The organism is uncultured Microbacterium sp. (assembly GCF_913776565.1).
Taxonomy (GTDB): domain Bacteria; phylum Actinomycetota; class Actinomycetes; order Actinomycetales; family Microbacteriaceae; genus Microbacterium.
Map to the genome: position 1 here is coordinate 1 of NZ_CAJYPF010000060.1, position 23,084 is coordinate 23,084.

Genomic DNA, 23,084 nt, shown 5'->3' on the forward strand with positions numbered 1-23,084 from the left:
TCACCTGCATCATCATCAGCCACAAGCTCAAAGAGGTGCTGCGCATCTCGGACCGCATCACGATCATCCGCGACGGTCGCACGATCGAGACGATGCACCGCTCCGATCCCGAGACCGACGAGGGGCGAATCATCCGCGCCATGGTCGGTCGAGACCTGAACAGCCTCTTCCCGCCGCGCGAACCCGACATCGGCGACGAGCTGTTCCGCGTCGAGAACTGGACCGTCCACCACCCCGTCGACACGGAGCGCGTCGTCATCCAGGACGCGTCCTTCATGGTGCGCGCGGGTGAGATCGTCGGTTTCGCGGGCCTCATGGGCGCCGGGCGCACCGAGCTCGCGATGAGCATCTTCGGGCGCATGTACGGTACGGGCATCTCGGGCGAGGTCTACAAGAACGGTCGGCAGATCGATGTGCGCACCGTCGATTCCGCGATCAAGCACGGTATCGCCTACGCCACCGAGGACCGCAAGAAGTACGGCCTCAACCTCATCGGCGACATCCAGGTCAACGTCTCGGCCTCGGCTCTCGCGCGCCTGGCCCGCCTCGGCGTGGTCGACCGCTACCGCGAGTACAAGGTCGCGGACTCGTACCGCTACAAGATGAACATCAAGGCACCCAGCGTCGCCGCCGTCACCGGTCGCCTCTCGGGCGGGAACCAGCAGAAGGTGGTCCTGTCGAAGTGGATGTTCACCGGACCCGACGTGCTGATCCTCGACGAGCCGACGCGCGGCATCGACGTCGGGGCGAAGTACGAGATCTACGGCATCATCAACGAACTCGCGGCGCAGGGCAAAGCCGTGATCGTCATCTCGTCGGAGCTGCCCGAGGTCATCGGCCTCTCCGACCGCATCTACACCATCTCCGAGGGACGCATCACGGCCGAGGTCAGCCGGGACGACGCGACGCAGGAGACCCTCATGCGGCACATGACCGCCGGAAGGAACTGACAGAAATGGCCACCGCATCCACTCAGACGGTCGACGCGCCGACGCAACCCGGACCGCGACGCCGCGGCATCCTGTCGCGCATCAACTTCCGTCAGTTCGGCATCCTCGCCGCCCTCGTCATCATCATCGCCCTGTTCCAGGTGCTCACCGGCGGTCGCCTGCTGCTGCCGGGCAACGTCAACAACCTCATCCAGCAGAACGCCTACGTGCTGATCCTCGCGATCGGCATGGTCATGGTGATCATCGCCGGTCACATTGACCTGTCGGTCGGGTCGGTGGTGGCGATGGTCGGCGCGATCGCCGCGATCGCGATGAACCAATGGGGCCTGCCCTGGTACGTCGCGGTGGTGCTCTCGCTGATCGTCGGCGCCGTCGTCGGGGCCTGGCAGGGCTTCTGGGTGGCGTTCGTCGGCATCCCGGCCTTCATCGTGACCCTCGCGGGCATGCTGCTCTTCCGCGGTCTGACCCTCGTCCTGCTCACCGGGGGCACGATCAGCGGTCTCCCGGACGGCTTCACCGCGATCGGCGCCGGCTGGCTGCCGCCCGTGCTCGGCTATGTCGGCAACTGGGACAGCCTGACGCTGCTGCTCGGCGCGATCGCGTGCGTGCTGCTGGTCGTGCAGCAGCTGCGCACCCGCGCGACGCTGCGCCGCCTGGAGCTTCCGCGTGAGCTGGCATGGTCGTTCTGGCTCAAGAACGCCATCGCGGTCGTGGTCATCATGGCCGCCGCGTTCACGCTCGCCACCTACAACGGCACCCCGATCGTGCTGATCATCCTCGCGGTGCTCGTGCTGGCGTACACCTTCGTGCTCAACCGCACGACCTTCGGCCGGCACATCTACGCGATGGGCGGCAACCTGTTCGCCGCGGTCATGAGCGGCGTCAAGACGAAGTGGGTGAACTTCTTCATCTTCGTCAACATGGGCGTGCTCGCGGGCCTGGCCGCCGTGGTCAGCACCGCGCGCGCCGGAGGCGCCGTGGCCGCGGCGGGTCAGAACTACGAACTGGATGCCATCGCGGCGGTGTTCATCGGCGGTGCCGCCGTGCAGGGCGGCATCGGAACGGTCGTGGGCGCGGTCGTCGGCGGCCTGGTCATGGGCGTGCTCAACATGGGTCTGTCGATCCTCAGCGTCGACGCCGCGTGGCAGATGGCGATCAAGGGCATCGTGCTGCTGCTGGCCGTCGCGTTCGACATCTTCAACAAGCGACGCAACGGCGGTGTCTGACCGGATGGGGAGCGCGGCCCCGGGGCCCGCTCCCCATCCGCTCCCGCGGAGGTCCGCCCCCGCGCGCCGTGATGCGAAGATAGGGGAGGTGCCTCCCTCATGACCCCTGCCGTGTTCGAGCCCGCAACCCCGCTCGCGCCGCCGGCTGGCCGTACGACGAACGACCTGATCCGTCAGCAGAACCTCGCGTCCGTCCTGTCGCTCCTCCACTCCCGGGGAGCGCTCTCACGCGCGCAACTCGGCGCGACGACGGGGCTGAACCGTTCGACGGTCACCGGCCTGATCATGGAGCTCACCGAGCTCGGTCTCGTGCGCGAGGCCCCGGGCGGGGAGCGCACCGGCAAGGTCGGACGCCCCACCCTCGACCTCGAGCCCGAAGACCACGTCGCCGCCCTGAGTGTCCGCGCCGAGCCGCACGCGGTCACCGTCGCCCTCGTCGGCCTCGGCGGGGTCGTGCACGCGCGGCTGCGGCACGACACCGCTTCGGCGCCGTCGCCCCGACGCTTCGTGCAGATCGTGGCGTCGTCGGTCGAGGCGATGCGCGCCGACATCGATCGGCATTACCGCGTGGTCGGGGCGGGTCTGGCGGTTCCGGGGCTCGTCAACGCAAACGGCTCGGTGCTCGTGTCGCCGACCCTCGGCTGGAAGCGCGACCCGGTCTCCGCGCGCCTGAGCGACGAACTGGGGATGCCGGTGACCGCCGGCAACGACGCCAGCATCGGCGCCCTCGCCGAGTCCCGTTTCGGCGTCGGGGTGGGCGTGGGCAACCTGCTGTACCTCGGTGGCGCGATGCACAGCATCGGCGGCGGCCTGATCATCGACGGGACGCTGCTGCGCGGGACCTCGGGCTACGCCGGCGAGCTCGGTCACACCGTGGTGGACCCTCGGGGGCGCGCGTGCGTGTGCGGCCGCCGCGGCTGCCTCGAGGCCGAGGTGAGCCTCGACATCCTCGAGCCGCTGCTGGGGCGTCGCAAGCTCGACGAGGACGAGCTCGACGTCGAACTGGGGGTGGCCCGCAATCCGCGCGTCATGACCGAGGTCACCCGCCAGGTCGAGATGCTGTCCCTCGCGCTGACCAACTTCGTCAACGCGTTCGCGCCCGAGACGGTCGTGCTCTCGGGGTACCTCGGGGCGCTGCTGTCGGTGAGCCGCGAGCGCCTGGCCGACGCCGTGCGGGTGCACCCGCTCGGCGCCGAAGGGCGGACCATCCGCCTCGAACGCGCGCACCTGCGTTCGCGTCTCATGCTCATCGGGCCCGCGGAGCTGGCCTTCGCCGACCTGCTGTCGAACCCGGCGGGCTTCCGCGGCTGAGCGGCGCCCCTCGGCTCGGCGCGCGCGATCGTTTCCGGCCGGTTCCGGGGCGCGGGTCGCGGGGAGCGGGACGGATGCCGTATCCCGGCCGTTCACGCGGGTGTCGCCGCCGCCGTCTAGCGTGCCCGGGTGCGCTCGACCCGACGGGCGCGACGGGAGGGGACCGTGGACCTCGTCGACACGGCGCGCCGGCCGTTCTGGCCGTGGGTGATCGCCCTGATGGTCGTGCTCGCCTCCGTGGGCGGGCTGTTCGCGGTCGCGCAGACGGCGGCGCGCGAGGCCGAACGCACCGCGGCCGATCGGTCCGCCGCGCGCGCGGAAGCGTGGGAGGTGCCGTCCGTCGCCGCGGCGGCCGGTGACGCCGTCGCGGCGTCCGTTCAGACCCCCGTGCCGGATGCCGTTCCCGCCGCGGTACCGGGTGCCGCTGCGCCGGTGGACGTCGTCGCCGCCGACCCGACGTGGACCTCGACGGTCGCGGGGCGCACCGGCATCCCGGATCGTGCCCTGCGCGCGTACGCCACGGCCGCGCTCACCGTCCAGCGCGAGCAACCGGGGTGCGGGATCGGCTGGAACACGCTCGCCGGACTCGGCGCGATCGAGTCCGCCCACGGCACGCACTCCGGTGGGTCCCTGAGGGCCGACGGGTACCCCGACCCGCCGATCCGGGGCATCGCCCTCGACGGGTCCGCCAGTGCGGCCATCGCCGACACCGACGCGGGAGTCTTCGACGGGGATGCCGTGTGGGACCGCGCCGTTGGTCCGCTGCAGTTCATCCCGGCGACGTGGCAGCGGTGGGGTGCCGACGCGAACGGCGACGGCGTCGCCGACCCGAACCAGATCGACGACGCCGCCCTCGGCGCGGCGCGCTATCTGTGCGCGGCGGGCGAGATGACGAGTCCCGCGGGCTGGCGTCGCGCGGTGTTCTCGTACAACCACCTCGACAGCTACGTCGACGACGTTGCGGCGACGGCGAACGTGTACGCCGCACGCGCCGCAGGCTGAAGCCCCCCGCGCGGCTCAGCCGCCGATCACGACGTTGAGCGGTTCCTCGCCGGCGGCGAGACGCTCGATCTGCCGCCGCACCAGCCGCGCGATGCGCGGACGCATGGCATCCGTCGCCCCTCCGACGTGCGGGGCGATGAGCACGCCGTCGAGTGCCCACAGCGGGTGGTCGGCGGGCAGCGGCTCGGGGTCGGTCACATCCAGCGCCGCGCGGATCCGGCCGCGCCGCACGTGGTCGACCAGGGCGTCGGTGTCGACCAGCGGGCCGCGTCCCACGTTCACCACGAGGGCGCCGTCGGGAAGCGTCGACAGCGCGTGATCGTCGATGACGTGTCGCGTCGCGTCGCCGCCGGGGAGAGAGGCGATGAGCACGTCGGTGTCGGCCAGCACCTCGTCGAGCTTTCCGAGGGGGAACACCTCGACGTCGTCCTGCAGGCGGCCGTGCGAGGCGACCGCGCGCAGCGACACCTCGAAGGGCTTCAGGCGCGCCGCGATCGCCCGGCCCACACCGCCGAACCCCAGCAGGGTCACGCGCTGATCGGCCAGTCCCGTGGCCGTGCCGCCGAGCCACTCTCCGCGGTCCTGCGCGCGCACGAAGTCCGGCAGGCGACGCTGAGCGGCCAGCGCCAGGGCGACGGCCAGTTCGGCGGTGGCGGTCTCGTGGACGCTCGACGCGTTCGCGAACACCAGTCCCTCGGGCAGTCGTCCCTCGACGTTGTCGTAGCCGATCGACTGGCTCTGCACGAGGCCGACCTCGATCTCGGACAGGCGCTCGATCACGCCGTCCATGGACATGTACGGCGGCACCACCATGTCGAAGCGGTCGCGGGGAGCGGCATCCGTCATGTCCCACACCACCACCTCGACGCCGTCGGGAAGGGTTCCGAGGTCGTCGCGCAGTTCGGTCGAGGGGACGGAGACGGTGATCGAGGGGGACGTCATGACGCCGACGCTACCCCCGCGACATCGGAGGGCTGCGGTGCTTGCGGTCGGCGGCCGATGTGCACTCCCACCGGCACGTCGTAGGCCCGGTACTCGGCGAGCAGGCGGTCGGAGTCGGCGACGAAGAGCCGTCGCGAGAGCGCGGCGGCCAGCTTGGTCGCCCCGCCGACCAGGCCGGGGATCTGGTGGCTCAGCATGCCTTGGCTGATCCGCGCACCGTGGTTGAACAGGTGGATGCGCGACAGCGCCGAGCGTTCGGGGTCGTGGCGGCTGACGAGTCCGAAGTCGTCGTCGAGATACGGGAAACGGGCGAGTCCGGGGTTCTGCGCGGCCGCGGCCGGCGCCAGGCGGTCGCTCCACAGGGTGGCCTCGTCCGCGACGGCGGCGAGCTCGGGGCGTCGCGAGAGGTCGGCGACGATGCCCGTGGCGGCCAGCACCACGTCGTAGTGATGGATGCCGTGCGGCGTCGTCACGGCGATGTCGTGGCCCGTCCACTCTGCGCTCTGCCACGGCGACGAGGTCATGAAGCGGAACCCGTCGAAGGCGTGGGCGCGCCAGAGCGCGTTCTGCGTGGCGGGCTGATCGACCGCCGACAGGTGGACGTTGAAGGCCCACTTCTGCGCGTCGGTGAAGGAGCCGTAGTTCTCGATGAGTCCCGCGAACTCCATCCACCGATAGGGGCTCACCTGCGGCATGGCGGGGCGACGCATGTGCACGTCGACCGATGCCGCCCCGTGCTCGAGGGCGGTCGCGGCGTTGTCGAAGGCGCCGGTGCCCGCGCCCAGGATCCCGACGCGCAGCCCCGACAGGGCGTCGAAGTCGATGTCGTCGTGGGTGTGGTGCACGCGCTCCGCCGGAAGACCGGACAACAGCGCCGGCACGTGGCGTCCGCCCGCGCCCTCGATCCCCGTGGCGAGCACGACGTGCCGGGCGGGCAGCATCCACTCGCCGTCCGGTCCCTCGAGGTGCAACATGATCGGCTCATCGGCGCCCGCAGTCTCAAGGGCGCGCACGCGCGTCGACGACGCCACGACGATGCCCGACACGCTGCGGTACCACTGCAGAAAACCCTGCCAGGCGACGGTGGGGAAGAAGTGGATGCCGTCCCACGCCGCCGCGCCGTACACGGCCTCGAACCACGCACGCGGGCTGACCGCCGGGGTGCCCCAGGTCGGCCAGGCGATGTCCTTGGGGGTGCGCAACGTGTGCATGCGGGCGTACGTCGTCCACGGGCCCGCCGCGTGCGCGGGGGACGCGTCGACCACCACGACGTCGTCGATGCCGCGTCGGCGAAGGCCGCGCGCCAGGACGAGTCCCGCCTGCCCGGCCCCCACGATCACGACCGGTCGTACACCGTCGCGTGCGGCTACCCACGGTCGCTCCTCGCCCGCGCTGAGCGCGGCCTGGTGGGCGGCCTCGCGCTCGAGCGCGGCCAGGCGCGAGGCGGCGTCGGGGAGCGCCTCGAGCACGCTCATCCGCCCACGATGACGACGCGCACGCCGTGCGTGTCGTCGAGCCGGTGGTTGTGGTGGTCGGTGACGTTGGTGTCGTCGAGCTCGAGGTTGACGAAGTCCATGCCCGGCTCGGCGAAGAACGGTCCCGCGTGCCACGTGCCCTTGCGCATCGTGATCGCGGTGCGGGGCGGGATGACGAACGCGCGCAGGTCGTCCGGCGTGGGGGCGTCGATACCGGGAGGGGCCACGGCGATCGACCACGACCCGTCGCCGACCGCCATGAGCGTCTGGGTCGTCTCGAGGTGCCGGGTGACGCGGGTGAATTCCGGGGTCTTGTCGTCGAGGTGCATCAGATAGAACCGGGGGATGCCGCCCGACACGTCGAGCACGGCCTCTTCGGCCGTGAAGGGGGTGCCGTCCTCCATCGGGGTGAGCACGACGCCGAAGGGGGCGAAGTCCTCGGGTGTGACCGTCTGCGCGGACAGGCGGTGGAGGTCGAGGGTGTCGGTCATGGGGGCTCGCTCTCGTCGGGTGCGTGAGCGTGAGCCTACGCTTGTCCGACAAGTGAGGGGGCTACTTGTCTGACATGTTCACGCGCAGGTTACGCGACCGAAACGACAGCGGTCGGGGCCCGGCGGCCCCGGGCATCGCTCACCCCCGGTGCACGCGGCGGATGAGCGCGTTGCGCAAGCCCGCCGGCGCGGCCAGCTGGACCTCGCGCGACCAGTAGCCGACGCGGTCGTCGGCGCCGTAACCGCAATAGGTCATCTCGATGACGGGGATCGCCGTCGGGGCCCCCAGCGCCTCCGCCCGCTCCTCGTCGAGTGCGACGGCATCCACCCAGAGGGTCTCCCAGGCCACCTGGACGCCGTTGGCAGCCTCGGCCAGGTCGAAAACGGGGGAGCGGGGGTCCAGTGGGTCGTCGGACGTCACCGGAACGAGGTCTTCGGCGAGGGCATAGGCAGAGCCGTCGACGCTCCACACCTTGACGGTGCGCAGCACCGTCGTGCCGTCGGCCAGATCATCGAAGCGCGCGGCGGACGGGGACAGCACGACCCTCTCCGACGACACGAGCGCGAGGTGCGGGGTGTAGCCGGCGCCCCTGATCGACAGCGAGTGGTCGAACTGCTCGTCGATGCGGCGCCCCACCGCGGGAAGCCGGCGGTTCGGAGTGGTGCGGGCCCCCTGCGTGCGGTGCACGTACCCGCGCTCCTCGAGGCGGATCAGGGCCTCGCGCACGGACGCGCGACTCGCTCCGGTCAGCTCCGCCAGTCGCGGCTCCGACGGCAGCGTCCGGTCGCTCTCGCTCCACAGGGCGAGGAGACGATCGATGACGGGGTCCTGCTCGGGAACGCGCACACGCCCATCATCGTCGATCAGACGCGCCGACGCTCAGCCCGGGGATCTCTGCAGCAGGGCCACCGCGCCCTGGCGCGTCGAGACCCCCAACTTGGCGTAGATCGACCGCACCTGCGATTTGACGGTGCTCAACGTCACCGATCGCACGCGCGCGATCTGCGCCAGCGACAGGCCCGCGGTGAGCAGCTCCGTCAGCGCGAGCTCGGCGGGGGTGAGCGCCGCGATGCCGGCTCTCCCACCGGTCGCCGGGGTCGCCGGCGGAAGGACGGCGATGAGGGCGTCGATCTGCGGTCGCAGGTCGCACCGGCGCGTCGCGACCGACTGCAGCAACCGCACGGACTCGTCGCGCGGCACCGCGAGGAAGGGGACCACCGACCCACCGGTGCGTTCGATGAGCATCAGGGTCGCCTCCATGCTCGCGAGAGCGCGCTGGGGGGCGTCGAGGCGCGCGAAGGCGATCGCCCGGCGGACGAGGATCGCCGGGAGCGGGGCGAGGCAGTGGCCGTCGCCGAGGGCCACGCACACGTTCGTCTCGTCGATGAGCTCGCGATCGCGTCCCAGGTCGAGGAGGATCGACGCGCGGTACGCCGTGAAGCACACGGCGTGTCCCGGCTGGGTGGTGCACCCCTCGATGACCGCGAGCGCCTCGTCGAGATCCCCCTGCAGGGCCAGGATGCCGCTCTGCAGCCCCAGCACGCGCTCGCGCACCAGACGGTGGCTCCGGCGCGACCCGAGGAGCAGCGTCCGGCACCGCGCCAGACCGGCCGCGTGGTCGCGAGAGATGAAGCAGGCGGTGGCGCGCAGCATCTCGGCGGTGAAGAGCCACGACGGGTCGTCGGGTCGTGCGCGTTCGAGCTCGTCGGCGATCTCGTGCACGCGGGCGATGCGGGCATGACCGGCGGCGATCATCCCCTCGCCGAAGAGGAGCCAATGGTCGGTCTCGGCGGCATCCCACCCCTCTTCGCCGAACACCTCGCGGGCCTGATCGATCGCGACGGTCGCCGCCGCGTATTCGCCGTTCATCGCCAGGTTCTGGGCGAGGACGGACAGGGCCCGGAAGCGCCGCCCGGGCGTGTCGGCGAACAGCAGCGCGCCGGTGGCGAAGCCCACGCCGACCTGCGGCCAGCCGGCGGCGCCGCAGTACTCCGCGGCGCTGGAGAGCAGAACGCTGCGCGCGCCGTCGCCCAGTACGGCGGGTCGGATGAGTTGGCGGCCGACGAAGAACCGTTGGATCAGCTCGAGGCTCTCGTCGAGGGCGTCGGTGCGCGCGCGGGCCGAGAGGACGGCGGCGAGGGTCAACGCCTGTCGATCGGCCCATGCCGAGGGGGGTGGTCCCGCGTCGCTCTCGGCGAGGAGGATCAGATCGCGGCCGGCCGGCAGGCCGTTGCCCGGGTCGAGCCGGGCGGCGACGCGCAGGGCCGCGTTCGCGAACGCCGAGGACCCGTCGACGCGTGCGACGCTCACGACGCCGGACGGGAGCGAATCGGCGTGACGGGCGCGATCACGTGCTGCTCGGCGGTCAGACCGGTCAGCAGGGGCAGGGCGTCACTGCGACGCGAGACCCCGAGTTTGGCGTAGATCGACCGCACCTGGGTCTTCACGGTGTTGACCGACACCTGACGGCGCCGAGCGATCTCGGGCAGATCCAGGTCGGTGGCGAGCAGCCGGGCGAGCTCGCGTTCGGTGGGGGTGAAGGTCGTGACCGCGGTCGCCGGTGTCGCCGTCGAGGCCAGCAGAGGCAGGAACCGCCGCATCTCCTCGATCGCGCCGACGAACGCCGGGCGGGTACGCGAAACCAGATCGAGCAGACGTTCCGCCTCGGCGCGGGGGATCATCAGCAGCGGCATCACCGACCCCCCGGTGCGGTCGATCAGCAGCAGGGCCGATTCCATGCTGGTGACGGCGCGGTGCTCCTCGCCGATGCGCAGGAAGGCCACCGCCCGGCGGGTCAGGACGGGGGTGAGCGAGCCCAGGCAGTGCTCCTCGGGCAGGGCGACGCACGCGTCCGTCGAGGCGATCAGCTCTCGATCGCGTCCCTCCTGCAACAGCAGCGCCGCCCGGTACATCGCGAAGCACACGGTGTGACCCGGCTGGGTGACAGCCGCGTCGAGAACGCGATGCGCCTCGTCGGTCTCGTCCAGCAGGGTGAGCAGGCCGCTGTAGACGCCGGTCAGCAGGTCGCGGACAAGGCGACGGCTGCGCCCGCGCGCCGAGCCGGACAGCAGCTCCTGGCAGAGGGCCCGTCCGCGCGGGAGATCGCGCGAGATGAACGCCGCCGTCGCGCGGAGCATGCCGGCCGTGTACGAGGCCGAGGGATCGTGCTCTCCGAGCGCGTCGAGCTGTCCGGCGATGCGCTCCAGTGCGGCGCTGTCGGCCCCGGTCACCACCAAGAGCGCCTCGCCGAGCAGCAGGTCGTGCGAGAGCTCGGCGGGGTTCTTGTGCAGGTCCGCGACGATCCGGCGGGCTTCGGCGTGCGCGGCACGTGCCGCGGTGAATTCCGCGTTGAGAGCGAGCGACAGGGTCAGCGGTCCGAGGACCCGCAGCCGCTCCGCCGGCGTCTCGGCGAACAACAACGCCTCGGAGGCGTACTGCGCGCCGATACGGGGCCAGCCGACGGCGGTCGCGTACTCGGCGACGGATGCGAACAATCCCGCGCGTGCACCGGCGGAGAGCGTCGAACGACTCCGGAGGCGTCCGTCCACGAAGAACCGGCCCAGAGGAGCCATGCCCTCGTCGAGGGCGTCCTGTCGGGCACGGGCGGCGAGCACCGCGGACACCCGTGCGGCGTCGGCATCCGTCCAGATGGTGGGTGCCGGGCCGGTCTCGACTTCGGACAGCAGGGAGAGGTGGCGCGGCAGAGGATGGCCGTGACCGGGAGTCAGACGCGTCGCCACCTGGGCGATGACGGCGCGCAACGCGGAGTCCGCTGGTCCGTTCACGTCCATCCACGCTCCCTCGTCCGTCATCGGATCTCACGCGGGGCGCTTCGGGCGCGTCCTCGCGGAACCTCCCGAGAATACGACACCCGGTGAAGCGGCGGGTGAGGTCAGGCGGAGGCTCCGACGACCGCCGCGACGGCGGAGGTGAAGAACGCGAGGCCGTCGACACCCGAGCGCATCGCGGCAGGAGTGCCCGGGCCGAAGCCCGGCTCGACGGCGTGCTCGGGGTGGGGCATGAGTCCCACGACGTTGCCGCGAGGGTTGGTCAGACCCGCGATATCACCCAGTGAACCGTTCGGGTTCACCCCGATGTATCGGAAGGTCACCAGGCCTTCACCCTCGACGCGGGCCAGGGTCTCGGCATCCGCGATGTATCCGCCGTCGGCGTTCTTGAGGGGGATGATGATTTCATCGCCCTCGGAGAAGTCGGCGGTCCACGCGGTCGAGGCGTTCTCGACCCGCAGGCGCTGGTCGCGGCGGATGAACTGCTGGTGGGCGTTGCGGATCAGGCCACCGGGCAGGAGGTGCGCCTCGACGAGCATCTGGAAGCCGTTGCAGATGCCGAGGACCGGCATGCCCTTCGCGGCGGCGTCCTTGACCTCGGACATGATCGGCGCGAAGGCCGCGATCGCGCCCGCGCGCAGGTAATCGCCATAGCTGAAGCCGCCCGGGAGCACGAGCGCGTCGACACCGCGCAGATCGTGATCGCCGTGCCACAGGGCGACGGGCTCGCCGCCGGCGAGGCGGATGGCGCGCTGCGCGTCGCGGTCGTCGAGCGACCCGGGGAAGGTGATGACCCCGATGCGTGCGGTCACGCCACGACCTCGACGTTGACGACGTCCTCGATCACGGAGTTCGACAGCATCTCGTCCGCCAGCTCGCGAGCGCGGGCCAGGGTGGCCTCGTCGACCTCGCCCTCGACGGTGAGCTCGAAGCGCTTGCCGATCCGCACGTCCGAGAACCGGTGCTCACCGAGCCGGGACAGGGCACCGGCCACGGCCTTTCCCTGGGGGTCGAGAAGCTCGGCCTTGGGCATGACGTCGACGACGATGGTGGGCACTTCAGCTCCAGATGTCGGGTGGCGTAGTGCGCCCAGTCTACGCGAGCGGGCCGCGCGCCCCTCGTCGCCGCGGTGCGGTTGTCGGACCCTCCGGTCGGGCCCGCCGCCTCCCGCTCGCCGGGCTCGCCGCCTCCCGCCCGCCGCGCCGGCCGCCTCGCGCGCGTTGGGCCCGCCGCCTCCCGCCCGCCGCGCCCGTTGGGCCCGCCGCGCGCCGAGCCTCGCCCCCCGCGATAAACGCGATCCCTGTCGAGACACGCGGTACCGACGCGTTTATCGGCACAGGCGGCGTTTATCGCGCTGGTCGCAGCGTCGCCGAGATCGTGGGAGCGCTCCCTTGACGCCGTGGGAGCGATCCCATACAGTCGGTTCCGTTCGACTGAGAGCGCTCCCACGCAACGGATGCCGGGAAGCAGCGCCGTGCCGAACCGCACCCACCACAAAGGAGTGATCTGTGAAGAACCGTGCCCTGCGCCGGACCGCGCTCGTCGCCGCCGTCGCGTCCACCTCTGCCCTCGTGCTCGCCGGGTGCTCCGGCGCCGGGGGCTCCGCCTCGGGTGACGGCGAAGTCACCCTCACCATCGCCACCTTCAACGACTTCGGCTACACCGACGCGCTCCTGCAGGAGTACATGGACGCGCACCCGAACGTGAAGATCGTCCACAACAAGGCCGCGACCAGCAACGAGGCCCGCGAGAACTACTTCCAGAAGCTCGGCAAGACCGGCCTCGCCGACATCGAGGCCATCGAGGTCGACTGGCTGCCCGAGGTCATGGAGTACGCCGACCTGCTGGCCCCCGTGCCCGACGACCTCAAGAGCCGCTGGCTCGACTACAAGGTCGAGGCCGCGACCAGCCCCGAGGGGCAGCTCGTCGGCTACGGCACCGACATCGGCCCCGAGGGGGTCTGCTACCGCTCCGACCTGTTCGCCGCGGCCGGCCTTCCCACCGATCGCGAAGAGGTCGCGAAGCTCCTGCAGGGCGACTGGTCGACCTACTTCGGCGTCGGCGACCAGTACGTCGCCGCGACCGGCAAGGCGTTCTTCGACTCCGCCGGCGGCACCTACCAGGGCGCGATCAACCAGGTCGAGGCCGCGTACGAGAACCCCGATGACGGCTCGATCACCGCCACGAGCAACCCCGAGGTCAAGGACATCTACGACGAGGTGCTCAAGGCCAGCGCAACGCAGTCCGCGCACCTCGGCCAGTGGTCCGACGACTGGTTCGCCGGGCTGTCCAACGGCGCCTTCGCCACCATGCTCTGCCCCGGCTGGATGCTCGGCGTCATCGAGGGCAACGCCCCCGAGGTGAAGGGCTGGGACATCGCCAACGTCTTCCCCGGCGGGGCGGGCAACTGGGGCGGGTCGTACCTGACCGTCCCCGCGAACGGCAAGAACGTCGAAGCCGCGCAGGAACTGGCCGACTGGCTCACCGACCCCGAGACGCAGGTCAAGGCGTTCGAGAACGCCGGCACGTTCCCGAGCCAGACCGACGCCCTGAGCGCGGAGGCCCTGACCGGCAGCACGAACGCGTACTTCAACGACGCCCCCGTCGGCGAGATGCTCTCCGAGCGCGCGCAGGCCGTGAAGGTGTCGCCCTACAAGGGCCAGTTCTACTTCCAGATCAACGACGCCATGCAGAAGGCCCTCACCCGTGTCGAGGACGGCACGCAGAGCGCTGCCGACTCGTGGAAGCAGTGGGCGACCGAGGTCGACGCCCTGTCCTGAAGCAGCGAACGGATGCCAGGGGTCGCGGCCGCGCGCCCCTGGCATCCATCGCCCGTCCCCTTCGCGCGCGAGGGGTCGAGAACTGTCGCCTCTGCCCGGCACAGGCGACAGATTCTGACCCCTCACGCGTCAGAAACGGAGCACAGACCGTGACCAGCACACTCGAAAGACCCACGGGGGGAGCGGCGCCGGCGGCCCGCGCCCGTGAACCGCGCCGTCTCGGCGTCGGTCGGAGCCGCCGCAGCGCGTGGGATCTGAAGCTCTCGCCCTACCTCTACATCTCGCCGTTCTTCATCCTGTTCGCGATCACGGGGCTGTTCCCCATCGCGTACACGGCCGTCATCTCGTTCATGGACTGGGATCTCGTCCGCAATTCCGGCGAGTTCATCGGCTTCGACCAGTACGCGTGGGTGCTCTCGCAGCCCAAGTTCTGGATCGCCCTGCGCAACACCTTCAGCATCTTCCTGCTCTCCAGCGTCCCGCAGCTGATCATCGCGATCTTCATCGCCGCGATGCTCGACCAGAACATCCGAGCCAAGACGTTCTGGCGCATGAGCGTGCTGATCCCCTACGTCATGGCCCCCGTGGCCGTGGCCTTGATCTTCAGCAACATGTTCGGCGATCAGTACGGCGTCGTGAACACCACGCTGCAGAACCTGGGCCTGCCCGCCGTTCCGTGGCACTCCGACGCGTTCGCGAGCCACATCGCCATCGCCACGATGGTCAACTTCCGCTGGACCGGCTACAACACCCTCATCCTGCTCGCCGCCATGCAGGCCATCCCGCGCGAGTACTACGAGGCGGCCACCGTCGACGGCGCGGGCAAGATCCGCCAGTTCTTCTCGATCACCCTGCCGAGCCTGAAGCCGACGCTGATCTTCGTCATCATCACCGCCACCATCGGCGGCTTGCAGATCTTCGACGAGCCGCGCATGTACGACCAGTACGGCACCGGTGGCGCCGACAACCAGTGGCTGACGGTGACGCTCTGGCTCTACAACGTCGGCTGGGGCGAGTGGAACTTCGGCCGCGCCGCCGCCCTCGCGTGGATCCTCTTCCTGATCATCCTCGCCATCGGCGCGATCAACATGGTCGTCACGCGCTCGCTCGTGCGCGACGACGGCACCCGCGACCCCCGCACCCGCCGCGAGCGTCGTGCGCAGGCGCGCGCCGCGAAGGAACGAATGATGGCGGATGCCGCGCCTGCCGGCGTCCGCGGAGAGGAGACGGGTCGATGACCGCCGTCAACGCCGCCCCCGTCCCGATCGTGGAGCGCGCCGCCCCCTCGCCCGCGCGCCGCCGCCCCCGCCCCGTGCGCGGATCGCGCCCCGGCTGGATCGTGTACGCCAGCCTCGGCGCCGTGCTGCTGGCCAGCGTGTTCCCCTTCTACTGGTCGCTGCTGATCGGCTCGGGCGACTCCTCCACGATCCGCGACGCCAACCGCTCGTGGATCCCCGGCGGCAACTTCTTCGCCAACGCCGCCGCCGTGATCGGCGACCCGGCGGTCAACTTCTGGCCCGCGCTGCTCAACTCGATCATCAGCTCCGGCCTGATCGCGGCATCCGTCGTCTTCTTCTCCACCCTCGCGGGCTGGGCGTTCGCGAAGCTGCGGTTCCGCGGCGGTCCGTGGCTGCTGGTCTTCGTCGTGGGCACGATGGCCGTGCCGATGCAGCTGGGCGTCGTGCCGCTGTACATCCTGTTCAGCGAGCTGGGGTGGACCGGTCAACTCGGCGCGATCATCATCCCCGCGCTCACCAGCGCGTTCGGGGTGTTCTGGATGACGCAGTACCTGCGCCAGTCGGTTCCCGACGAACTGATCGAGGCGGCGCGCGTCGACGGTGCCAGCTCGTTCCGCACCTTCCTCACGGTGGCGGTGCCCGCCGCGCGACCCGCCGCGGCGATGCTGGGCCTGTTCACCTTCGTCAGCGCGTGGAACAACTTCTTCTGGCCGTTCATCGTGCTCGACCGTCAGAATCCGACGCTGCCGGTGGCACTATCGCTGCTGCAGTCCAACTACTTCGTCGACTACTCGATCGTCCTCGCGGGCGTGCTGCTGTCGACGATCCCGCTGCTGCTGCTGTTCGTCTTCGCGGGCAAGCAGTTGGTCAGTGGCATCATGCAAGGGGCGGTCAAGGGATGACCCTCGCGCCCACGGAAGGAACCCGATCCATGTCCACCACCCGTTCGTTCCCCGACGGCTTCCTCTTCGGTGCCGCGACCGCGGCTTATCAGATCGAGGGCGCCGCCTTCGAGGACGGTCGCACCGCCTCGATCTGGGACGCGTTCAGCCGCGTGCCCGACGCCGTCATCAACGCCGACAACGGCGACGTGGCCTGCGACCACTACCACCGCTACGCGGGCGACGTGCAGCTGATGAAGCAGCTCGGCTTGCAGACGTACCGCTTCTCGACGTCGTGGTCGCGCGTGCGCCCCGACGGCGGCGCGCTCAACGCGAAGGGCGTGGACTTCTACAAGCGTCTCGTCGACGAGCTGCTGGATGCCGGCATCCTGCCGTGGCTGACGCTGTACCACTGGGACCTGCCGCAGGCGCTGCAGGATCGCGGCGGGTGGACCGTGCGCGAGACGAGCGACCTCTTCACCGAGTACGCGCTCGACATGCACGACGCCCTCGGCGACCGCGTGAACGTCTGGACGACGCTCAACGAGCCGTGGTGCTCGTCGTTCCTCAGCTACACGGCGGGCGCCCACGCCCCGGGGCACTACTCGCAGGCCGAGGGCATGCTCGCGGCGCACCACCTGCTGCTCGGCCACGGTCAGGCCGTGCGCGAGCTGCGCGCACGCGACAGCTCGCTCACCCTGGGGCTGACGCTGAACCTGACGGTGGCGGATGCCGTCGACCCGGCCGAACCCGCCGACCTCGACGCCGCGCGCCGCATCGACGGCCAGTTCAACCGGTGGTTCCTCGACCCGGTGTTCCGCGGGTCGTACCCGGCCGACATCGTCGAGGACTTCCGCGCCGTCGACGCCGAGGCCGTGGACCGCTGGCACGAGGCCGTCCGCCCCGGCGACCTCGAGGTCATCTCGACGCCGATCGACTCGCTGGGCGTGAACTACTACCACGGCGAGCTCGTCGGCGGGACGGCTCCCGAGGTCGAACCGCCGGCCGGCGACGCGCCCACGACGCGTCCGATCGGCAAGCCGTTCCCCGCGCACGACAACCTCTACTGGCACGACCGCGGGCTCTCGCGCACCAACATGGGCTGGGAGGTGCAGCCCGAGGGGCTCACGCGCCTGCTCCGTCGGGTCAGCGAGGAGTACTCGGCCGAGGCGGGAGTGGCGCTGTACGTCACCGAGAACGGTGCCTCGTACGACGACGAGGTCGTCGTCGAGGACGGCGAGACCCGCGTCCACGACACGGACCGCGTGGAGTTCGTCGAAGCGCACCTGGGCGCGGTGCTGGATGCCGTCGACCACGGCGTCGACGTGCGCGGCTACTTCTACTGGTCGCTCATGGACAACTTCGAGTGGGCCTGGGGGTACGCCAAGCGCTTCGGCATCGTCTACGTCGACTACGCCACGCAGGAGCGGACCCTCAAGGACTCGGGCCGGCAGTACGCTCGCATCATCGCCGATCGCGCACTGGCCGTCGCACCCGCGGTCTGAGCCCCGGCGTCGGGCCGGAGGAGGCAGTGATGGAACTCGCACCCGCGCGCGGTACCGCCACCATCGAAGAGGTGGCGGCTCGCGCCGGTGTCTCGCGCTCGACGGTGTCGCGCGTGGTGAACGGGTCCACCGCCGTCTCCCCGTCCGCCCTCGAGGCCGTGCGCCGCGCGATCGACGAACTGCAGTACGTCCCCAACCGCGCGGCGCGCTCCCTCGCGAGTCGGCAGACGCGGGCGATCGCCCTGGTGATCCCCGAGCAGACCGACCGCTTCTTCGGCGACCCGTTCTTCGCCTCGATCGTGGCGGGCATCAGCGAGGTGGTCGGCGAGAGCGACTACATCATGAACATGCTGATCGCCAGCGACGACGCGAGCGCGAAGGCCCTCGGCTACCTGCGCGGCGGCAGCGTCGACGGGGCGATCGTGGCGTCGCACCACACCAGTGACACCTTCCTCGACCGCGTCGCCGACGTGGTGCCCGTCGTCTACGGCGGGCGCCCCAACCGCGTGCGCGCCGACGACTACTACGTCGACGTCGACAACGTCGAGGGCGGTCGTACCGCCACCGCCTACCTGCTCGCGCGCGGCCATCGCCGCATCGGCACGATCTCGGGCCCCTCGGACATGCCCGCCGGCATCGACCGCCTGCAGGGGTTCCGCAACGCGATGGCCGACGCGGGACTCGAGCCCGCGGTGGTCGAGAACGGCGACTTCACCGAGATGGGCGGGGCGCTGGCGATGAACCGCATCCTCTCGGCCGAGGTCGACCTCGACGCCGTGTTCGTCGCGAGCGACCTCATGGCGCGCGGGGCGTACGCGGCTCTGCGTGAGAAGGGCGTCGAGCCCGGCCGCGACATCGCCGTGATGGGCTTCGACGACTCCGCGGTCTCGACGGCATTGACCCCGGCGCTCACCACCGTGCGCCAGCCCTCGCTCATGCAGGGCCGGCACATGGCATCCGTTCTGCTCGACATCCTCGCCGGGCGGCCCGCGGCGCACGCGACGATCCTGCCCACCGAGGTCATCGAGCGCGGCTCGGCCTGAGCGTCACGCCCATGCGGCGGCGTCGGGATCGGTCATGGGAACAGGGGATGACACCGGAACAGGCTGTTTCGCGGGGAATCGTCCTGTTCTGAGCGCCGCGGCCTGTTCCGGTGACGCTCAGCGGGCGTCGGGAAGCGGACGCTGATACACGTCCGGAACGTCGTCGCCGTCGGCATCCACCTCTTCGTCGAGGGCGAGCTGCTTGTAGCGGCGGTTGCGCACCAGCAGCACGCACGCGGCGAGGACGGATGCCATCAGCGAGGCCGCCATGATCGCGATCTTGGCGTCGTCGGTGTGGGGTGAGCCCGCGGGGAAGCTCAGCTCGGCGATCAACAGCGAGACGGTGAAGCCGATGCCCGCGAGCAGGCCGACTCCGGCGAGGTCGATCCACTTCAGCGCCGGGTCGAGCCGCACCTTCGTAACGAGGGTGAGCACTCGGACTCCGAGCAGGATGCCGATGGGCTTTCCGAGCACGAGTCCGGCGACGACGCCGATGGTCACCGGGTCCATGAGCGCGCGCACGATGCCCTCGCCGCCGCCGACCGCGACTCCCGCCGCGAAGAACGCGAAGATCGGCACGGCGATCCCGCTCGAGAGCGGGCGGAAGCGGTGCTCGAACTGCTCGGCGAGGTCCATGCCGTGGTGCTCGGGCTGGCGCTTCGAGGCTGCGACGGGGATCGTGAAGGCGAGAGCGACACCGGCGATCGTGGCGTGCACGCCCGAGGCGTGCAGGAACGCCCACGCGGCGAAACCGATCGGCAGCAGCACGACCCACGCGCCCCACGCGTGGCGCGTGAACCAGGCGCGGGCGCGGTGGGCGATGACGCCGTAGACGACGACCAGCAGCGCGAAGACGGCGAGGGGGACGAGCGAGATGTCGCTGGTGTAGAAGATCGCGATGATCGCGATCGCGATGAGGTCGTCGACCACGGCGAGGGTCAGCAGGAAGATGCGCAGAGGCCCCGGCAGGTGCGAGCCGACGAGAGCGAGCACGGCGACGGCGAACGCGATGTCGGTCGCGGTCGGGATCGCCCATCCGGCGAGCAGGCTCGGCTGCGTGTGCACGATCGCGACGTAGATGAGGGCGGGGACGGCCACGCCGGCGAAGGCCGCGGTGACGGGCACGATCGCCGTCTCGAAACGTCGGAGGCTGCCGACGACGATCTCGCGCTTGAGCTCCAGGCCGACCATGAAGAAGAAGACGGCGAGCAGGCCGTCGGCCGCCCACGACCCGACGCTCAGCTCGAGATGCCACGGCTCGTACCCGAAGCGGAAGTCGCGCAGCGCGAAATAGGCGTCGGACGCGGGGGAGTTCGCCCAGATGATCGCGATGATCGCGGCGACCACGAGCAGCATGCCGCCGACGGATTCGCGACGCAGCAACGTCGTGACGCGGTGGACTTCGCGATAGCCGGGCCAGCTCGGCGCGCGGGTGGTGTCGTGGCTCATGAGGCCTCCTCAGGGGTCGATCGACAGAATGTCGACCAGACTTCCCGACGCACCAACCGCAATTCTATCGCGCCACGCTCTCGTGAACGCCGAACGCGCACGCCCCCCAACGAGCGTGCGCGTTCGATGGTCGGACGGATCAGGCCGACACAGTCGCGGGCTGCTTCACCACCAGACGGTCGCCGTCCCAGCCGACCGGCATCGGGTCGGTGATGCCGCCCACGAACGTGCCCTCGGGACCGACGTTGCGGAAGGCGAGCAGCTGCCACGCACCGGCGCGATCCTGGATCAGACGGCCGACGTACAGATCGTCGTCCGTGATCGGCGCGGCGGCGTCGATGTCGAACGGGCCGAGCACGTCGTCGGCGGGGACCGCCCACACCGCGCCGCGCGGGTGGCGCTCGCGCACGGCATCCGTCGCCTGAGCGGGCATGCACGAGAACAGCAGCACCGCGCGGCCCTCGACCTGCTCGACCTGGGTCACCTCGAGCTGTCCGAAGCCCTGCTCGCTGGGGGCGCTGACGGGAGCCTGCAGCTCCCACGTCTCGAGATCGGGCGAGGTCGCGTGCGCCACGACGCCGCGGCCGTTGAGCGGGCCGTGCGTGGCGCGGGCGGTGACGTACATGTGCCAGCCGTCGCCGGCGGGGTCGCGGAACACCCACGGGTCGCGGAAGGCCTCGTCGTGCCACTCGGTCGTCGCGAGACGTTCGTACGTCTCGCCGTCGGCCTCGAGCACGGGGTTCTTCGTGTTCTTGTGCCACGTGTACAGGTCGGAGCTGGTCGCGTAGCCGATGCGCTGCACGTTGCGCCCGTCGTCGGCGAGACGCGACCCCGTGTAGAAGAGGAACCACGTGCCGTCGGCGCGTCGCACGGTCGAACCCGTCCAGGTGGCGAGGGCGTCGAAGTCGTCGACGCCGCCGCGCACGAGGGCATCGGCGACACGTTCCCACGACACCAGATCGGTCGAGACGGCGTGGCCGACGGACGCCCGGTAGTGGCGGTCCTCGGGATCGTGCAGCGCGCGCGAGGCGTAGAGGAAGAACAGGTGGTAGCGGTCGCCGTCGTCGGCGAACCAGAAATCCCACACGTAGGAATCGGCGAGGTCGAACACGTCAGGCACTCTCTTTCACGGCAGCGTCGCGCTGCAGGTCGTCTCGGGTCGGGGGGTCCATCCCCTCGCGCCCGACCGTGACGGCGGCGGCCGCCGCGGCGCGGTCGAGCAGGGGGCGGAGGGTCTCGGCATCCGCCGAACGCACGCTCTCGCGCAGCGCGGCGGTGTCGCCGGAAAGATTCAGGATGCCGTCCAGCAGCGCACCCATGAAGGTGTCGCCCGCGCCGACGGTGTCGACCACGCGAGTGGGAACGGCCGGAATCTCGACGCTCGCGCGCGCGGTGACGGCGAGGGAGCCGGCATCCCCGTCGGTGATGACGGCGAGTCCGGCGCCCAGGGCGATCCATCCGCGGGCGACGTCGACCGGGGCGACACCGGGAGCGATCCATGCGACGTCCTCGGCGCTCGCCTTGACGACGTCGCTCACGGCGACGAGGGCCTCGACCCGGGCCCGGGCGTCCGCGACCCCGCCCGTCAGGGCCGGGCGGATGTTCGGGTCGTAGCTGATGAGGGTCGTCGGACGCGCTCGCTCAGCGGCGGCGCGCACCTCGTCGGCACCGGGGGCGAGGGTCGACGCGACCGACCCGGTGTGGAAGATGCGCGCGGACGGCACCTCGACGGGGGTCGGCAGGGTCCAGTCGATGTCGAAGACGTATGTGGCGTCGCCGCGCGCGTCGATGCTCGCCCGGGCCGTCGCGGTGCGATCGGGCCGCCCCGCGGAGTGCAGCACGACCCCGGATGCCGATAGCCAGTCCGCAAGGACGCGCCCGCGCTCGTCGTCGCCGACGCGCGCCACCAGGGCGGCCGTGCGTCCGAGTCGCCCCAGGGCGACGGCGACGTTGGCGGGGCTTCCGCCGGGGCGCTCGGCCGCCCCGGCGGAAGTGGTGACGATGTCGATCAGTGCTTCTCCGAGCACGACGACATCGAGCGGTGCGCTCACCCCTTGACTCCCGAGGCGGCGATGCTGCTGACGAACGCGCGCTGGAAGACCAGGAACACGATCAGCACGGGGAGGGTGATGAGCGAGGTGTAGGCCATGACCTCACCCCAGGCGGTGTTGAGCTGGAAGAAGTACTGCATGCCGACCATGACGGGACGCAGGTTCTCTTTCTGCACGACCATGAGGGGCCAGAGGTACTGGTTCCACGCCGGCAGGAAGGTGAGGATCGCCACGGTGGCGAACGCCGGCCCCGACAGGGGCACGATGATGCGCCGGTAGATGGTGAACCAGCTCGCCCCGTCGATGCGCGCGGCCTCGTCGAGGGACTGCGGGATCGTGGAGAAGTACTGCGCGAACAGGAAGATCGAGAACGCGTTCGCGATGAACGGGACGATCTGCACCTGGTAGGTGTTCAGCCAGCCGAAGTCGTACTTGAGCACCCCGCCCTCCATCACGAGGGTCGGCAGCTGATTGACCCAGTAGACCATCGGCACCGCGATCGTCTCGAACGGGACGATGAGCGTCGCGATGATCAGCGCGAGCACGACGACGCGGCCCTTCCACCGCAGGCGCGACAGGGCGAACCCGGCGAGCGAGTTGACGATCAACCCGAGCCCCACGGTGAGCACCGTCACCAGGATCGAGTTGAACAGGAACTGCCCGACGGGAACCCGATCGAATACGCCGAAGTAGTTGTCGAGGCTGATGTCGCCGGTGGGCAGGAACGCCGCGGGCGAGTTGATGTCGCGCAGGATCTGGGCGTCGGGCTTGAGGCTCGACACGAACATGAACACCAGCGGGAAGAGGAAGAACACCGCCAGGATCGACATCGCCACATAGGTGAGGATGCGGCCCCGTCGTCCCTCGGACGAGCGGGTGCGCTGCCGAGCGGGCGGGGTCTGACGCGCGGGGCGCGCGGCGCGCCGGGGGCGCTCGAGGATGCCGGTCATG

The 23,084-nt window shown here is 70.6% G+C and carries 21 protein-coding genes; 9 read left to right on the forward strand and 12 right to left on the reverse strand.

Annotation, left to right across the window (positions count from 1 at the left end; all coding sequences use genetic code 11):
* The 4 genes from QZ433_RS03745 to QZ433_RS03760 form a co-directional block, all read left to right on the forward strand.
* On the forward strand, window positions 1-950 hold a 950-nt coding region (locus QZ433_RS03745; protein ID WP_295780078.1), incomplete at its 5' end, for a sugar ABC transporter ATP-binding protein.
* 5 nt (window positions 951-955) lie between these two features.
* Complete coding sequence (gene mmsB / locus QZ433_RS03750) at window positions 956-2,176, forward strand: multiple monosaccharide ABC transporter permease (RefSeq protein ID WP_295780079.1); 1,221 nt, start codon at window positions 956-958, stop codon at window positions 2,174-2,176.
* A gap of 99 nt (window positions 2,177-2,275) precedes the next feature.
* Window positions 2,276-3,487, forward strand: a complete 1,212-nt coding sequence (locus QZ433_RS03755; RefSeq protein WP_295780080.1) for an ROK family protein — start codon at window positions 2,276-2,278, stop codon at window positions 3,485-3,487.
* Window positions 3,488-3,652: 165 nt separating this feature from the next.
* Window positions 3,653-4,489, forward strand: a complete 837-nt coding sequence (locus QZ433_RS03760; RefSeq protein ID WP_295780081.1) for a lytic murein transglycosylase — start codon at window positions 3,653-3,655, stop codon at window positions 4,487-4,489.
* 15 nt (window positions 4,490-4,504) lie between these two features.
* On the opposite strand, the gene QZ433_RS03765 is transcribed toward QZ433_RS03760, so the two are convergent.
* The 8 genes from QZ433_RS03765 to purS all read right to left on the reverse strand — a co-directional run bounded on the left by QZ433_RS03765 (window position 4,505) and on the right by purS (window position 12,243).
* Window positions 4,505-5,431 (reverse strand): 2-hydroxyacid dehydrogenase, encoded by a 927-nt coding sequence (locus tag QZ433_RS03765; RefSeq protein ID WP_295780082.1) that lies wholly within the window; start codon window positions 5,429-5,431, stop codon window positions 4,505-4,507.
* Entirely contained in the window at window positions 5,428-6,906 is a 1,479-nt protein-coding gene (locus QZ433_RS03770; RefSeq protein WP_295780083.1) for an FAD-dependent oxidoreductase, read from the reverse strand. Before QZ433_RS03770 ends, QZ433_RS03765 begins: the two co-directional genes overlap by 4 nt.
* Window positions 6,903-7,397, reverse strand: a complete 495-nt coding sequence (locus QZ433_RS03775; protein ID WP_295780084.1) for an ureidoglycolate lyase — start codon at window positions 7,395-7,397, stop codon at window positions 6,903-6,905. Before QZ433_RS03775 ends, QZ433_RS03770 begins: the two co-directional genes overlap by 4 nt.
* Before the next feature lie 139 nt (window positions 7,398-7,536).
* The gene (locus tag QZ433_RS03780) at window positions 7,537-8,244 is read right to left on the reverse strand and encodes a GntR family transcriptional regulator (RefSeq protein ID WP_295780085.1); all 708 of its coding nucleotides are present in this window, start codon (window positions 8,242-8,244) and stop codon (window positions 7,537-7,539) included.
* A 33-nt stretch (window positions 8,245-8,277) separates the two neighbouring features.
* The gene (locus QZ433_RS03785; RefSeq protein WP_295780086.1) at window positions 8,278-9,708 is read right to left on the reverse strand and encodes a LuxR C-terminal-related transcriptional regulator; all 1,431 of its coding nucleotides are present in this window, start codon (window positions 9,706-9,708) and stop codon (window positions 8,278-8,280) included.
* Window positions 9,705-11,189 (reverse strand): LuxR C-terminal-related transcriptional regulator, encoded by a 1,485-nt coding sequence (locus QZ433_RS03790; protein ID WP_295780087.1) that lies wholly within the window; start codon window positions 11,187-11,189, stop codon window positions 9,705-9,707. The genes QZ433_RS03785 and QZ433_RS03790 overlap by 4 nt, the downstream gene beginning before the upstream one ends.
* A 101-nt stretch (window positions 11,190-11,290) precedes the next feature.
* On the reverse strand, window positions 11,291-11,998 hold the full coding sequence (purQ, locus tag QZ433_RS03795; RefSeq protein ID WP_295780088.1) for a phosphoribosylformylglycinamidine synthase subunit PurQ: 708 nt from the start codon (window positions 11,996-11,998) through the stop codon (window positions 11,291-11,293).
* Entirely contained in the window at window positions 11,995-12,243 is a 249-nt protein-coding gene (gene purS / locus QZ433_RS03800; protein ID WP_108320545.1) for a phosphoribosylformylglycinamidine synthase subunit PurS, read from the reverse strand. Before purS ends, purQ begins: the two co-directional genes overlap by 4 nt.
* A gap of 451 nt (window positions 12,244-12,694) precedes the next feature.
* Here purS and QZ433_RS03805 point away from each other — a divergent pair, with 451 nt between their 5' ends.
* From QZ433_RS03805 to QZ433_RS03825, 5 genes are all read left to right on the forward strand, one after another.
* The gene (locus tag QZ433_RS03805; protein ID WP_295780089.1) at window positions 12,695-13,966 is read left to right on the forward strand and encodes an extracellular solute-binding protein; all 1,272 of its coding nucleotides are present in this window, start codon (window positions 12,695-12,697) and stop codon (window positions 13,964-13,966) included.
* A gap of 149 nt (window positions 13,967-14,115) precedes the next feature.
* Window positions 14,116-15,204 (forward strand): sugar ABC transporter permease, encoded by a 1,089-nt coding sequence (locus QZ433_RS03810; RefSeq protein WP_295780090.1) that lies wholly within the window; start codon window positions 14,116-14,118, stop codon window positions 15,202-15,204.
* Window positions 15,201-16,106, forward strand: coding sequence for a carbohydrate ABC transporter permease (locus tag QZ433_RS03815; protein WP_295780091.1), 906 nt, complete (start codon window positions 15,201-15,203; stop codon window positions 16,104-16,106). Before QZ433_RS03810 ends, QZ433_RS03815 begins: the two co-directional genes overlap by 4 nt.
* A 29-nt stretch (window positions 16,107-16,135) precedes the next feature.
* On the forward strand, window positions 16,136-17,590 hold the full coding sequence (locus QZ433_RS03820) for a family 1 glycosylhydrolase (protein WP_295780092.1): 1,455 nt from the start codon (window positions 16,136-16,138) through the stop codon (window positions 17,588-17,590).
* 29 nt (window positions 17,591-17,619) lie between these two features.
* Complete coding sequence (locus QZ433_RS03825; protein WP_295780093.1) at window positions 17,620-18,633, forward strand: LacI family DNA-binding transcriptional regulator; 1,014 nt, start codon at window positions 17,620-17,622, stop codon at window positions 18,631-18,633.
* Between the two features lie 117 nt (window positions 18,634-18,750).
* Here the strand turns inward: QZ433_RS03825 and nhaA are convergent, their stop codons facing one another.
* The 4 genes from nhaA to QZ433_RS03845 form a co-directional block, all read right to left on the reverse strand.
* Window positions 18,751-20,082 carry a Na+/H+ antiporter NhaA gene (gene nhaA / locus QZ433_RS03830; protein WP_295780094.1) on the reverse strand — a complete coding sequence of 444 codons (1,332 nt, stop codon included), beginning with the start codon at window positions 20,080-20,082 and terminating at the stop codon, window positions 18,751-18,753.
* 139 nt (window positions 20,083-20,221) lie between these two features.
* Window positions 20,222-21,193, reverse strand: coding sequence for a glycoside hydrolase family 68 protein (locus QZ433_RS03835; protein WP_295780095.1), 972 nt, complete (start codon window positions 21,191-21,193; stop codon window positions 20,222-20,224).
* A 1-nt stretch (window position 21,194) separates the two neighbouring features.
* Complete coding sequence (locus QZ433_RS03840) at window positions 21,195-22,133, reverse strand: carbohydrate kinase (RefSeq protein WP_295780096.1); 939 nt, start codon at window positions 22,131-22,133, stop codon at window positions 21,195-21,197.
* On the reverse strand, window positions 22,130-23,083 hold the full coding sequence (locus QZ433_RS03845; RefSeq protein ID WP_108319877.1) for a carbohydrate ABC transporter permease: 954 nt from the start codon (window positions 23,081-23,083) through the stop codon (window positions 22,130-22,132). The genes QZ433_RS03840 and QZ433_RS03845 overlap by 4 nt, the downstream gene beginning before the upstream one ends.
* Window position 23,084: the final 1 nt, after the last annotated feature.